We start from the raw sequence: 14,288 nt of genomic DNA, 5'->3' as shown, positions 1-14,288 counted from the left end.
TTCCAAAAGTTCTCAATGCCATTGATGTGATTGTTTTTACCACAAGTAAACTCTTTAGAGTGATTGACTCTGAAATGTTTGAATTCGCTCACATCTAATGCATTATAACTTCGATAGCTATCCGTATAAACAAAGCTGTCAGGCTTGATGTTACGCTTGATGACAGGCATTAGGGTGGTTTGTTTGGTGTCTGCTACGACAATGGTATAAACCTTACCGTTTCGTTTTAGAATACCAAATACAGCGGTTTTACCAGCAGCCCCGCGACCTCTTTTGCCTTTGCGTACGCCACCAAAGTAACTTTCATCTAATTCGACTTCGCCATCAAAAAGCTCATCAGCTTGTAATGAGAGATGGTAATCTATCACAAGTCTTATTTTATGATAAAAAAGTGCAGCAGTATTAGGCTGAATATCAAGCAAATCTGCGGCTGTTCTAGCAGTCACTTCAGCTGTGAAAAACTCTAACAGCCTTCGCTGTACTTTTTTACTGAGTTTACAATGGGTTATCTTCATAAAAGTAGTCTAGCATAGTGCTTATCTACTACAGCCCCTAGATTTATTAAGAAATGGTACAAACAAAAAGGATAGAAGTCTACTTGAACAGAAATGGTCATTTTCAAATATAACTAGAAATTTCAACCAAAGTCAGTCTAATGGGTTAAAGTTTCTTTCTCATCTCGCTCATGGTTATGGGATGAGTAGCCATTTAATTCATAAGGATGGTGATGGTGTCGCAATGGTTTGGGAGAGATATGGGCGCAATGAACAAGAGCGTTCTGCAGTAAAGTTAGGTCACTGTGCTAGAGTAGTTTCGGATATCTGTTCTTTCTCCAAACTCAGACTATTTCAACTTTTGAGATTCTGTGGACAAGAAACGGATATAATTCAAGATATCGAAAAGCGCTATTTTCTTTTATTTAATGAGTTAGCCAAAGCAAGTAACAATTTTATTGAGGTAGAATATAGTGAGGAACTAAATAAATAAATTCAATCAAATTACCGTTATCATTTTTATTTGGCTACTTATTCAAGATGGTGGTCAAATTAAATTCAGTAATACCCTTCTAATCTAAATATCTAAAACAACTCCCCAACCTCAACGTCTTCTTCAAAATCAAATCCCAACTGCTCGTTTTTACGCAGTCGCATGAGCTCAATACGTAGCTTACGTCCTGCGATCAACCTTAGCACCTCGCGTTGCTGCTCTGTCGTCATATGATGCCATCGTTGGCGCTCGGCTCGACTGCGCAAGCAGCCAAAACAATAGCCTTTCTTATTACTGGTACAAACGCCTATACAAGGATTATCAATGTCAAACAGTTCAATCTGCTCATTCATGACCTCTCCTTGTCGCAATTTTACTTTGGTTAAAGTAGATATTTAAATAAAGCATTCGTAATCGTTCAAATTGACTATACATCAGCGTTTTTAGCACTATTAACGTTATATCCCTAGTGTTATGCTCGTTATTATTCAATTTTTACAGTATAACCAATTATAAAGATGAGATTGCATATGAATATTGTGTACGTCCATGGCTTAGATAGCGATGCCAACTCTAATAAAGGTTTGTTGTTAGAGCAATATTGCCAAGAGAATTATCCAGATAGCAAAGTCTATCGTCCAGATTTAAACCATTCTCCTGAACAGGTATTTAGCTATTTAACAAAGCTAGTCGACGAGCTCAGTCAAGAGGCGAAAACGGTATTGATCGGTAGCTCATTGGGAGGTTACTTTTCAACCTTAGTCAGTAATCGTACTGGCTGCGGCGCATTATTATTAAACCCTAGCACCCAGCCGCATGTCACTTTGCAGCGTTTTAATGATGATAATAGTAACGAAATACTTTATACGACTTCTGGTGGTTGGGCGATCACTAAGAACCATTTACAGTGGTTTGCTGATCATCCATTATTATCTATCGTTAACCCTAAAAAAGTGGCTGCGCTCATTAAAGAGGGTGATGAATTGCTCAATGCCAGTCTTTCAGCCAAATTCTATAGTGAACAAGGTGCTAGAGTTATTTTGCAAGAAGGCGGTGATCATCGGTTTAGTGATTTTAGAGAGCATTTACCAGAGGTTATGAGGTTAGTGCAGCAGCTATAGAGCGAGTCTAGTAGCTTAGATGATAAGCGGTGTAAGAGGGTTCAAAAAGTAGCGTCAAGCGCTTAAATGTAAGCCCTAGAACTAGACGACATTATCTGACGTAAGCCGCTGACGATTGACGTAAAGCGCACTGTTTTTGGTTATAATGGTCAGATAGAAACCGTTATATGTGAATAATAAAGGAAAGCATTTGTGAGTCAATATAATGCACAATCGTTAGAAGTTTTAGAAGGATTAGAGCCAGTACGCCGTCGCCCCGGTATGTATACAGATACCACACGCCCTAATCATTTGGCGCAAGAAGTCATTGATAACTCTGTCGATGAAGCGCTAGCCGGATATGCTAAAACCATCAAAGTACAACTGCATGAAGATGGCTCACTGTCGGTGGAAGATGATGGGCGCGGCATGCCAACCGATATTCACCCTGAGTTTGGCCAGTCGGGTATCGAGCTGATTTTGACGCGCCTGCATGCCGGTGGTAAATTCTCAACCTCTAACTATCAAGTGTCAGGCGGTCTGCATGGCGTTGGTATCTCTGTCGTCAATGCACTATCAACTCGCGTTGAGGTTACGGTCTGGCGTGATGGTACGCAGTTCGATATGGCACTAGAGAATGGTGCACCAGTGACGCCTTTGACCGAATCGGTCAGCTCCAATAAACGTAAACGCGGTACGCGAGTGCGCTTTTGGGTCGATGGCAGTTTTTTTGACACGCCTAAGTTCAGTGTTAAGCAGCTCAAGCACAACCTAAAGGCCAAAGCAGTACTGTCAGCGGGTTTGACTATCGAATTTACCGATAATATAAATAATGAAAAAGTCGTATGGCAGTTTACTGATGGTGTCGTTGAGTATCTCGCTGAGCAGCTCGATGGTCTTGAGACGCTACCTGATGTGCCTTTTTACTATAATCATGATGCCGCGGATGGTGAGCGCGCAGGGATCACTTTTGCGTTATCTTGGTTACCTGAAGGCGGTAATCCGGTGCAAGAGAGTTATGTCAACTTAATTCCCACGGCGCAAGGCGGCACGCACGTTAATGGACTACGTACAGGTATTTTGGAGGCACTGCGTGAGTTCTGTGACATCCATAATCTATTGCCGCGTAACGTTAAATTAACTGGCGAAGACGTTTGGGATGGCATCAACTATATCTTGTCACTCAGATTCTCTGAGCCGCAGTTTTCAGGGCAGACCAAAGAGCGTTTATCAAGCCGTGAGGCCGCAGGCGCTGTACAGGCACTGGCCAAAGATGCGTTTAGTCTTTGGCTCAATCAGCATGCCGATATAGGGGCGCAAATTGCAGAGCTGGCGATCAATAAAGCCGGTCGTCGCCTTAAGTCCGCCAAAAAAGTAGCACGTAAAAAAATTACGCAAGGTCCAGCACTGCCGGGTAAGCTTGCAGACTGCCGCGGTGATCTACGTGACGGTGCTGAGCTGTTTTTAGTAGAAGGGGATTCGGCAGGTGGTAGTGCCAAGCAGGCGCGTGATCGTCATTATCAAGCGATATTGCCGCTGCGTGGTAAGATTCTCAATACTTGGGAAGTGTCGTCCGATACGGTGTTATCCAGCCAAGAGATTCACGATATTGCCATTGCCATCGGTGTCGATCCAGCCTCTGATGACCTATCTGAGCTGCGCTATGACAAGATCTGTATTTTAGCCGACGCTGACTCTGATGGTCTGCATATTGCTACCCTCATTTGTGCGTTGTTTGTCAAACACTTTCCAGCCTTAGTTGATGCCGGTCACCTGTTTGTGGCGATGCCGCCTTTGTATCGAGTTGATATTGGTAAAGAGGTGCATTACGCGCTAGATGAAGGCGAGCTTGAGCATATCTTAGCCAATGTCCCTGGCAATAAAAAAGCGCAAATCACTCGCTTTAAGGGCTTAGGGGAGATGAGCGCAGAGCAACTGCGTGAGACGACAATGAACCGCGATACTCGCCGACTGGTGCAGTTAGACATGGACGATATGATGCTGACCAATAGCATTATGGATATGCTACTGGCCAAAAAACGTGCTGCTGACCGTAAGTCATGGCTTGAGAATAAAGGTAACTTAGCCGATATTGCGTTATAGAGTTACAAGGCTGTTAAACGATTCTTACAAAGGGATAAGCGTTAAGCGTTATCCCTTTTTTATGACCAAAATCTAGTCAAGCTATACAGATAAAGCAAAAGATAAATAATAAGTTAGTCCGCTCAGGTTAATGCTATGATGGGGTATTCTCATTGTGTAGTGCTATTATGTCCTCAAACTCAAAAACCAGTCCCACTGCTAAACCTACTGCGAACAGACGCTCTAAAGTATTGCCTGAGCTTAATAAAAAAGATCTGGGCAACTTAATCCCTAGGCGCGGCGGTAAACTGACTCCTAAGATAGGTCGTATGCTGATGAAGTCGGCGGGCTGGAAGACCGTAGGCTCTATCCCTAATATCTCACAAGCGGTGGTCTTGGCTGTCCCTCATACCTCCAACATCGATGGGATATATGCGCTACCTTGCTTGTTTGCACTGGATCTCAAAATCAGTATCATGGGCAAGCATACGCTGTTCAAGATACCAGTGCTGGCGCAGCTCATACGCTGGCTTGGTATCATACCTATTAATCGCGAAGCCAAAGGCTCAGTGCTACAAGCGAGTATCGATAAGTTTAAAAATAATAAGACTTTGTTTTTGGGTTTGGCGCCTGAAGGCACGCGCAAATATACTGACAGCTGGAAAACAGGGTTTTATTACTTGGCAGTAGGGGCGAATGTACCTATCTTGCCAGTAGCGTTAGATTATAATACTAAAGAAGTGCGCTTTTTGGAGACGGTTTACCCGACGGGTGATATCGAAGAGGATTTGCCAAAGATTTATGCGCAGTACGGCGGGGTAATGCCTTATCATCCTGAGCGACTCTCACAGCCGCTACAAGATGTCAATCGGGCCTTTAAAGGGTAATATACTAGTAAAGGGTAATAGTACTAGTAGAGGATAGTGAGTTTAGAAATTAGGCTGACCGTTCGAGGCGCTCACGCCGCCATCGACAGGCAAATTAACACCCGTGATCATTGCCGCATCTTCGCTGGCTAAAAAGGTAATCGCGGCAGCGATATCTTCAGGAGTCACAAAGCGTCCTAGAGGGCAGCGCGCTAAAAATTTATCGACCTTTTCTTGATCTTCTCGCATGTCTTTGGTCATGCTGGTCTTAGTCGCGGTAGGGTTGACCGCATTGACGCGCACACCATCAGGGCCATGATCCATCGCTAACGTACGTGTCAAGTTGGTGACGCCTGCTTTGGCGGCGTTGTAAGCGGCCATGTTCCAGTCACCGCCGATACCTGAGAGCGAGGAGACATTGACGATATTGCCTTGCGTCTTGATGAGATGCGGCATTGCAGCCTGACAGACATAAAAAGTACCATTTAAATTGACATCAATAGCTGCGCGCCAATCCTCACCAGATAAGTCCGTTATTTTGCCTTCCATACCTTTGCCCGCATTATTGACGACGATATCGAGCTTCTCAAACCTCTCAATCACTCGTTTTACCATTTCTTGTACTTGGCTTTGTACGCTAATATCACAGGTGATGGTCATGTAGTTGTCGGTATGAATCCAGGTTTTGTCATGTGGAAACTGTTTTGCGGTCTCCTCTAAAGTCTCAGAGGTCCGTCCCACTAGTACCACAGTCGCGCCTTCGTTAGCGAAACGCAGAGCAGTGGCGCGTCCCATACCTGAGCCGGCTCCAGTGACAATGACGGTTTTTTCTTTGAAACGTTTCATAATATCTAATCCCTGTTATGATATAAATTTTAGATAAGTTTTTTAGTAGTGATTTCGAGTATGGATAGTGATAAATCTACCATAGCCTTATCGACTTGTCATAACAAGCCATGGTTATAAAAAGATACCAAATCACCTTCTTTGCTAGGTTTAATTTTACGATAACCCGCTCGAAGTAAATCGATAGATAAACCACTTGATTGCCAATAGCACTAGAAAAAAAGGCCTTTGCTTTGACACCACCGAACCCCACATCTGAGCCGCATAATCAGCTAACACAGTGGCTAGAAAGTTACTTGCAAACTCCCAAGTCACCAGACGATAAACAAGATACCCATAATAAAAAGTCCACAATGCAGCAGCTCTATCAGCTACCTTTAGGGCAACTTAGAGTGCTGAGAGTGACGGCAGCTCCTTCTGTAAGCGATACTAAGACTACTATGAATGCTACGCGCTCAGCGGCTATAAAGTTTGGCTTAAGATGGAAAAAGGCATTATTGAAACAAGATGAAGCTCAGCAAATAGCCAGCGCTTATGTACTGATAGTAGAGATCAAACCTACTGTCAATAGCGACACTTCGATCGACCATCAGCACCGTAGTCATAATCATAATCATAATGCATCGGCTATGAGTATGAGCTTTGCTACAAAGGAGGTTATAGAGCAGCAAAGCGCGGATGCTAAAGCATCTGGAGTAGTGCTACAGGTCTTTGGCCGGCAAGACTGGCTGCAAATATTAGCCACTCTGCAGACGCCAAATGAGCTGTGGCGACTATTGGACTATCATAAAGCCGCACTGCAAAAAGCTTTTGTAAATGCTAAGTCAAGCTTTGCATCTGAGCAGACTTTGCTTAGCCAGTTTATGGCTAGTCCAGCTATCTACACACAAGCGCTTACTATCGATAATGCTTTAATAAAGTATGGTATTCAAGATGAGCCGAATAGTAGGTTAGTGGCTATGAGTCTGGCGCAAAGAAACAAAGCGGCGACTACCAAGCGCTTTCATGAGCAGATGAGGCAAGCGTCCATCTTATGGTATCAGCTCAGCGCGCAGATGCTCTCAGAGTCGTCATCAGCTGGGCCGTTGCCATTTTGGCAACGCCAGTTGTTAGCAGAGTCATTGTTTTCGCGCTATGAGCTGATCCGCACCCTCTATCAGCATCCAAGTCGCAGCATGGAGCAGCAGCAGACCGGTTATGTGGTACATCAGCACTCTTATGAGAATTTAGGCCAGCATTATGTGCTGATATTTTATGGTCAACAATCAGGCGGTAAACAAAGCCGCGAAGCTCTCGCGCCCAATTTGGCTACCATAGCCAAAGATGTCTCGACGCGGCTACCTATCGCCGAGCTACACCATGTTATCGTGCTAGGTATAGAGTTTATAGTAGAGGCGGCAGATACCTTTATTGATATTGACCTGTTTATTCAGCCAGTCACCGCAATGAGTGAAAAAGAGCGGCAACTGACTCGGCAGCTACAACGGCTCCATAACCAGCAGCAGCGTACTCAAAAAGGCGATGCGACAGACAATAAGTCCGATGTCGATAAAAGCAAAAAACCGCTACCCGCTATCCATCTTAGTCTCAATATTCCCGCTAGTAAGAAAAAGCCATAGCGCCAAAAAGCTTAGCAGCTATACCTGCCTTTTATCCCCACGCATAAAAAAAGACAGCCTAAGCTGTCTTTTGTTTTATCGTTATCAATACATGTCTAGCAAAGCTTATTTATAGCAAAGCTTACTTATTGGTATCGTCAGCAAGACCGCTACCCGGTAAGATTTCATTATCATTACCAGTGTTCAGCTCAGAGTCCGTATCTCCTCTAGCAGGCACGATATTGACAGTGTCAGTATCAAGATTGCTAGTATCTACGGTATCTGTACGCAAGTCTTCTGTTGCAACGCTTGGCGCAGCTGGCGTGCTTGTAGCAGTAGGCGTGTTATCGCGAACCGACTCTTTAACCTTTTCTTGCGTTGATTTGCTTGGCTCTACAGCTGATTTAGCTTTGGCTTCGTCACGCTCTTTGTCCATTTTATCTTGCATCTTACGTAACAAACGAGCGGCTGCTTCTTGACCACCAAGGCCGAATGATAGAGCAAAGGCTACGGCTACCGCGCCTAAAGTCAGACCAAAGGCTAGGTTAACAATAGAGTCAGCAATCCCCATTGCTTTTAGGCCCATAGCGAGTACTAAGCCCATGATCAATACACGTACGATATTGGCTAAGAACTGTGAACCTTGTTCTGAGCGCTCAACCACACCAGCGATGATGTTAGCAAGCCAAAAACCGATGAATAGAATAATTGCGCCTAGGATGATGTTGGCACCAAAAGCGATAAACATCGTGATAATCGCTGAGATAGGCTCAAAACCTAATAGGTCAGCGGCTGCAACTGCAGCAAATAGCATCGCAAAGAAAACGATAGCATAGCCAACGACATCAGAAACTCTCTTCTCACCCATCATCTCTTGTAGACCGACTTTAGCAGGTAAGCGGTTGACTTCTGTGTTCTCAAGCAAGCCTTTGATGATGTTTGCAACCATACGTACGACATAGTAAGTCACAATCAAGATAGCAGCGGCCATAAAGATATTTGGCAGAGCTTCCATGATTTTATTGAGCATGTTAGTCGCAGGACGAGCGATAACTTCGATTTTTAATGCGTTTAAAGCGGCGATAATCGTTGGAATAATCACTACTAAAAAGGCTAAAGACCCTGCAATATTAGGCAAGCTGTTCTCTTCGCTAAGACCGGCTTTAGAAGCAAGCTCTTGAACGTTAAAAGTAGATACAAGGTTAGTTACGATACCGCGTACCACTTTGGCAATAATATAACCAACAACAAAGACTACACCTGCAATAATGATGTTCGGAAGGAAGCTAAAGATTTTGTCGACCATATTGGTTAAAGGCGCAAATAAACCATCAAGCTCTAATTGACCTAGTACTATAGTTAGGACAATAAGTAAGATGAACCAATAAACCATATCAGCAATAGTGCTGCTCATAGGTTTAACGCCTGCTTGCGCGCTCAAACGCTCATCCATCGTCGTCTTGGATAGTGCAGTATTAAGCGCTGTACGGGCCACAGTAGCCACAACCCAGCCAATAATACCGATAGCAATGGCGGCAATAAGATTAGGAATAAAGGACAACACTTGACCCACCATGTTGGCAAATGGCACTGAGATAGAGTTTAAGTTAAGTGTGTTTAGAGCCGCTGAAATAGCGATGATAAAGATAAACCAAAAAACGATCTTGGATATAATACCTTCCAAGTCATACGATTTACCTGTAGAAGTGTCCATACGTTGGTTTAAATTTACTTTGGCCAATACATTGCGTACTAAAGCTGCTATGCCTAAAGCCACTAACCAGCCAATAATAAAAATCAAGATAGCCCCAATGATAGAGCCAATCGGCCCACCAAGATAACCATTAAAAGATGTAAACATTGGATTCATCTTATCCTCCTTTAATAATCATGCCTTGATAATGAATAAATTGTGCACATTCACTAAAAGATGACATCATTATTTATAAATAGTATTTTAATAAAATTATTTAATTATAAAGCTGCAATATAGAGCAGATGATTATGAGAATGGCAGTCCATTACACAATAAAAGCTCTGTTATTAAGCGTTGATCCTAAACTGCTATTGTAACTGATAATTTCTATACCAACTGACAACCTGATAAAAGGTTGTTAGAAGAGATAAATAGAGAGAAATTAAACCAGCTAAGCTATTTTGGTAATCTAATGATTAATATAGAAAATATGACTCTTCGTTACATATTCTTTAATCTGGTTAAGCTTAGCTGATATGATGTTTGGTTTAAAGACATAATGCTTTACTTAACGCTATAGTTGTGTGATAACTTGTTATCATGATTAGAATTGTTAACAAAAAATGTACACCTGTAGATTAAATATCATCTTAAAGCTGATAGCAGACGTAGTTACGAAAACCAAGATTTGTTATGATGACGAACCAATAACTTATTATCACCTCCTTAACCTTGAGAGTATTTTATGAAAAAAATCACTACCTTTACGATGGGTACGCTAGCTGGCGCCATGCTACTAGTAACGGGCTGTAGTACCAATAACGGCAATCAAGATACGTCAGCTGCAAGCGTAGCTGTGACTGAGCAAAGCTCACAAACCCAAAAAGTGGGCTATAGCTTGGGCTATATGATGGCAGAAGGTAATAAAGAGGCGGTTGCAGATCTTGACTTAGATACCTTTGAGCTAGGTTTCCGTGACGGTTACCAAGGTAAAGACTCTGCTTTGACCGAGGAGCAGATGCAGCAAGTATTGATGGATTACCAAAAAGAGCAAGAAGAGAAGTTCGTCAGTGATATGCAAGAAAAAGCCGCTGAGAACACTGCAATAGGCGAAGCGTTTCTAGCCGAAAATGCAACCAAAGAAGGCGTGAAAACGACTGATTCAGGTCTGCAATATAAAGTGCTGACTGCAGGTACAGGCGAATCACCAAAAGCGACTGATATTGTCGAAGTCAACTACGAAGGCAAACTGATCGATGGTACGGTGTTTGATAGCTCATATGAGCGCGGCGAGCCTATCGAGTTTCCGTTGAATCAAGTTATCGCTGGCTGGACCGAAGGCCTACAGCTAATGAAAGAAGGCGGTAAATATGAGTTTTATATTCCAGCTGACTTAGCTTATGGCGAAGCGGGTAATCAGGGCATTGAACCTAATAGTACTTTGATCTTTACTGTTGAGCTACTATCAGTAAAATAATCAGCTCTGTGACTGGTTTTATGGCTAATAAATTTTAGTCTTAATCATCGTAGCAGAAATAATGGTAATAAAAAAAGCTCTCATTATTATGAGAGCTTTTTTATGTCGCCAAAATATTATTTACAATTTTATTTATAACATCTTTTGGAAGACTTTGGAGTTGCGGCCGTTATTGTACTGCTCACGGCGCGCCTCAGGAAGATCACTACTGTCGACCTCAGCGAAGCCTTGCTCAACGAACCAATGCGCGGTACGCGTTGTTAAGACAAATAACTTATGCACTCCGTGGCTGCGCGCCTGCTGCTCTAAAAACGCTAATAAATCCGCACCGCGGCTACCGCTACGATAATCAGGGTGGATAGCGACACAGGCAACTTCCGCTGAGCTCTCATCTATAGGATTCAGGGCGGCACAACCTAAAATCATCCCATCACGCTCGATGACACTATAGTTGTCAATCTCTTGTTCGATACGTTCGCGCGAGCGGGCCACTAAGATGCCTTGTTCTTCAAGCGGCGTTAATAGCTCGATCAAACCGACCACATCATCGATATTGGCTCGGCGAATCTCTTCGTAAGGGTCGTGGCTGATTAGCGTGCCTGAACCATCGCGCGTAAACAGCTCTTCTAGCAGTGCGCCGTCTTTGGCATAAGAGATAATATGAGTACGATGCACGCCTTGACGGCAAGCATCGCTAGCACAGTGGAGGAAATAATTGATCTCATGGTTGATATCGCGCTCACGTAAAAAGCGATCGACTTCGTTTGGAATCATCTCATGTAGCGGACGACCATTATCCTCAATATCCGCCTCTTCCCCTAAGAAGATCAGCTTATCAGCATTCAGAGCGACAGCAGCGCTAAGCGCCACGTCTTCTGCTAATAGATTGAAGACTTCACCAGTAGCAGAGTAGCCCATAGAGCCCAAAATGACGATATGATTGTGCAGTAAGTTATTCTTTATGGCATCGACATCTATTGAACGCACCTCGCCGGTCATCTGATAATCGACGCCATCGCGGATACCATAAGGGCGCGCGGTGACAAAGTTACCAGAAACAGCATCAATGCGCGAGCCATACATTGGTGAGTTGGCAAGGCCCATTGATAGCTGTGCTTCAATCTGCAGACGTATCGCGCCTACTGCTTGCAGAATACTGGGCATCGCTTCTCGCGGCGTTAACCGGATATCTTTATGCAGTGGCGAGGTGATATTGACTTCTTTTAGGTTGGTTTCAATTTGTGGCCGCGCTCCATGCACTAAGACAAGCTTTATACCTAAGCTATGCAATAAAGCAAAGTCATGAATCAGCGTACTAAAATTTGGGTGCTTCACCGCCTCGCCGCCAAACATAATCACGAACGTCTTGCCGCGATGCGTATTGATGTAAGGCGCAGAGTTACGAAACCAATGGACATATTCAGGGTTAATCTGTGGCATGGCGCTAGTAGTCATAATAGAAACAGTAATAGTAGGATAAATAGGAAGGTTAGAGATTTACCATAGCAAAAAACCAAGTTATGAGCTATCTTTTTATTTAACGACTCTTGGCGCTTTATAGATAGTTATCGATATACATAACCTAAACACGGGGCTGATGTAGCTAGAATCGCTTTTTGCTATGCTAAGCGTTATTGTTTGCCCATCTACTGTTTTTGCTATCTCAACTAGGAAAGATAATCATTATGAAAAAAAGCAACCATTTTGCCAACCCATTTGCTGCTTGGGGCGGTCACCGTTTATTTCATGTTGTCGCAGGCACACTCGTCGGAGCAATGGTCGTCACTCAAGCTTCAGCTATGCTGCCCACTCCGGAGCCGGCACTTGATAACAGCTCAGCTGCTTTGCAAACAGCAGCTCTCAATGCTAACAACCCCTCTAATACCAACTCCAACGCACAAGCAGTGAATACCAAGATTACCGCCTCGCTTGTTGGTGTCGATGCCAATGGCAATGAAACGTTAGTGCCAGTCACTGCTGAGACGCGCCTACAATCGGGAAACATCTTGGAGTATCAAGGCTACTTTACCAATACCAATGCTGATCGAGTGCGCAAAATGACAGTCACGATGAGCATTCCTGAGCAAGTAGAGCTGCTAGGCGGAGTGATGCCAGACTTCCCTTATGGTAGCGTCGATGGCAACTCTTTTTCACGTATGCCATTACGAGGTAATGTCAACGGCCAAAACCAAGAGATTCCTTTAGGATATTATAAAGCGGTGCGCTGGGATATCGAAGGCGTGGGCCTAAACGATACGGTAATGGTGCAATACCGCGCCAAAGTAAAATAGTAATAGCGTAAAAGAGTTAATAGTATAACAAGAGTTAATAGTATAACGAGGCACTGCCATTGAGATTGGCGGTGCTTTTTTATGACCTATTCATAGTTCACGAACCATTTATAGTCAATCAGTAAGATACTTCAACGACTAAACTTGGACTACATTTAACAATCAACTTCAGGCATTGACGTTCGTTATCGAGCGCCGCCAAAGGGTTTACTGAAGCTTTGTATATTTGCTAGACGTTTTAGCGTTAATTAAGCGTTTGATAGCGGGTATTTGCTCATTAGCAGCCCGCTCACCAGCACTGATAAGGGTCTGGCGTTGACTACTATCTAATGAGCTTAAGTGACCAACGTCTGGAATAATAACGATGTCGGCACGATCGCGCTCAAGGCGCATCTGAGTGCTACGGTTATTGCTTAAGCCGTTTGCACTAGCACTGGCATTCGCGATAATGCTGTTCTCTAACAACCCCCAAAAGCTACTCAGTGAACGGAGCTGAGATAAGTTAATCTTATAGCTATTGGCGCTGGTATTTTTGATGCTTGGGGCAGTGACATCGACCGCGATCACGATATCTGCTCCTAAATCGCGAGCGCTATCAACAGGGACTAAGCTGACGACACCGCCATCGATGTATTTTTTGCCGACCTTTGCGGGAATACGCGGCGCAATAAAGATATTGGGCACGCTGCTAGAGGCTTGCACTGCAAGTCCGGTGTCACCAGTAGTTAATACCGCCTTTTTTAAACTATGCTTTTCGGCTACAACTGCGGCGAATGCAATGGGCAAGTCTTCTATCGGTCGCTGCCTGACATGCGTATTGATAAAGTTTTTGAGCTTATTACCTGCTACAAAACCTTGATTGGACAGGGTAAAGTCCATCAGCTCGCTGTCGGTGGTCGTTAGTGCTAATTGCTCAAGTCTAGCAGGGGTGTAGCCGCTGGCGTAAATACTACCGATAATACTACCCGCGCTAGTACCGACGACTAAGCTTGGCTTGATGCCATTTTTCTCCAGCGCCTTGATAACCCCAACATGGGCAAATCCTTTGGTACCGCCGCCACCTAATACTAAGGCCACACTAGGGGCAGCAAGTGTAGGCGGCTCTGAATGGGCTGCGGACGTAAGGCTATTGCAGGCGCTAGCCAGTAAGCTTATAGTAGTGAGTAAGCTTACTTTTATGAATAAAGTGAGTGAGCGCTGAAAGCAATAAGTTTTTATGTTATTGAGCATAACCATCTCAAGAGTAGCAGTACTCAATAGCTTAGCATAATAAAGCGGCTTGTCAGTGATAATACAAGCGTGTATTGAGCTATCAGTAGTGCTTGCTTATGAATGCTGGACACGC

At 43.8% G+C, this 14,288-nt stretch carries 13 protein-coding genes; 7 read left to right on the top strand and 6 right to left on the bottom strand.

Features of this window, described 5'->3' with window-relative positions:
- The coding region (locus W234_RS0110585; RefSeq protein ID WP_025646824.1) for an IS1595 family transposase at positions 1-515 on the bottom strand (515 nt) is incomplete at its 3' end.
- A 181-nt stretch (positions 516-696) separates the two neighbouring features.
- Here W234_RS0110585 and W234_RS0110580 point away from each other — a divergent pair.
- Positions 697-987, top strand: coding sequence for a hypothetical protein (locus W234_RS0110580; RefSeq protein ID WP_025646823.1), 291 nt, complete (start codon positions 697-699; stop codon positions 985-987).
- Between the two features lie 92 nt (positions 988-1,079).
- Here W234_RS0110580 and W234_RS0110575 read toward each other — a convergent pair whose 3' ends face one another.
- On the bottom strand, positions 1,080-1,340 hold the full coding sequence (locus W234_RS0110575; RefSeq protein WP_025646822.1) for a DUF1289 domain-containing protein: 261 nt from the start codon (positions 1,338-1,340) through the stop codon (positions 1,080-1,082).
- Positions 1,341-1,517: 177 nt separating this feature from the next.
- Between W234_RS0110575 and W234_RS0110570 the strand changes: the two genes are divergently transcribed.
- The 3 genes from W234_RS0110570 to W234_RS0110560 all read left to right on the top strand — a co-directional run bounded on the left by W234_RS0110570 (position 1,518) and on the right by W234_RS0110560 (position 5,056).
- Positions 1,518-2,108 carry a YqiA/YcfP family alpha/beta fold hydrolase gene (locus tag W234_RS0110570; RefSeq protein ID WP_025646821.1) on the top strand — a complete coding sequence of 197 codons (591 nt, stop codon included), beginning with the start codon at positions 1,518-1,520 and terminating at the stop codon, positions 2,106-2,108.
- 192 nt (positions 2,109-2,300) lie between these two features.
- The gene (gene parE, locus W234_RS0110565) at positions 2,301-4,190 is read left to right on the top strand and encodes a DNA topoisomerase IV subunit B (protein ID WP_025646820.1); all 1,890 of its coding nucleotides are present in this window, start codon (positions 2,301-2,303) and stop codon (positions 4,188-4,190) included.
- 167 nt (positions 4,191-4,357) lie between these two features.
- Entirely contained in the window at positions 4,358-5,056 is a 699-nt protein-coding gene (locus W234_RS0110560; RefSeq protein ID WP_025646819.1) for a lysophospholipid acyltransferase family protein, read from the top strand.
- A 42-nt stretch (positions 5,057-5,098) separates the two neighbouring features.
- Here the strand turns inward: W234_RS0110560 and W234_RS0110555 are convergent, their stop codons facing one another.
- A complete protein-coding gene (locus tag W234_RS0110555; RefSeq protein ID WP_025646818.1) occupies positions 5,099-5,881 on the bottom strand; it encodes an SDR family NAD(P)-dependent oxidoreductase in 783 nt (260 codons plus the stop codon).
- 233 nt (positions 5,882-6,114) lie between these two features.
- Between W234_RS0110555 and W234_RS13970 the strand changes: the two genes are divergently transcribed.
- Entirely contained in the window at positions 6,115-7,500 is a 1,386-nt protein-coding gene (locus W234_RS13970) for a hypothetical protein (protein WP_025646817.1), read from the top strand.
- Between the two features lie 121 nt (positions 7,501-7,621).
- Here the strand turns inward: W234_RS13970 and W234_RS0110545 are convergent, their stop codons facing one another.
- A complete protein-coding gene (locus W234_RS0110545) occupies positions 7,622-9,349 on the bottom strand; it encodes a mechanosensitive ion channel (RefSeq protein ID WP_025646816.1) in 1,728 nt (575 codons plus the stop codon).
- 571 nt (positions 9,350-9,920) lie between these two features.
- Between W234_RS0110545 and W234_RS0110540 the strand changes: the two genes are divergently transcribed.
- The gene (locus W234_RS0110540) at positions 9,921-10,652 is read left to right on the top strand and encodes an FKBP-type peptidyl-prolyl cis-trans isomerase (protein WP_025646815.1); all 732 of its coding nucleotides are present in this window, start codon (positions 9,921-9,923) and stop codon (positions 10,650-10,652) included.
- A gap of 132 nt (positions 10,653-10,784) precedes the next feature.
- Here W234_RS0110540 and argA read toward each other — a convergent pair whose 3' ends face one another.
- Positions 10,785-12,107: an amino-acid N-acetyltransferase gene (argA, locus tag W234_RS0110535; RefSeq protein WP_025646814.1), complete on the bottom strand. Its 1,323-nt coding sequence runs from the start codon at positions 12,105-12,107 to the stop codon at positions 10,785-10,787.
- 230 nt (positions 12,108-12,337) lie between these two features.
- On the opposite strand from argA, the gene W234_RS0110530 reads away from it, so the two are divergent.
- Entirely contained in the window at positions 12,338-12,943 is a 606-nt protein-coding gene (locus tag W234_RS0110530; RefSeq protein ID WP_025646813.1) for a hypothetical protein, read from the top strand.
- A 207-nt stretch (positions 12,944-13,150) separates the two neighbouring features.
- Here the strand turns inward: W234_RS0110530 and W234_RS0110525 are convergent, their stop codons facing one another.
- Complete coding sequence (locus W234_RS0110525; RefSeq protein ID WP_227501953.1) at positions 13,151-14,200, bottom strand: patatin-like phospholipase family protein; 1,050 nt, start codon at positions 14,198-14,200, stop codon at positions 13,151-13,153.
- Positions 14,201-14,288: the final 88 nt, after the last annotated feature.

Source organism: Psychrobacter sp. TB15, from assembly GCF_000511655.1.
GTDB classification, from domain to species: Bacteria; Pseudomonadota; Gammaproteobacteria; order Pseudomonadales; family Moraxellaceae; genus Psychrobacter; species Psychrobacter submarinus.
Note: the sequence above shows the minus strand (reverse complement) of the source record. Positions and strands in the feature narration are given on the sequence as shown.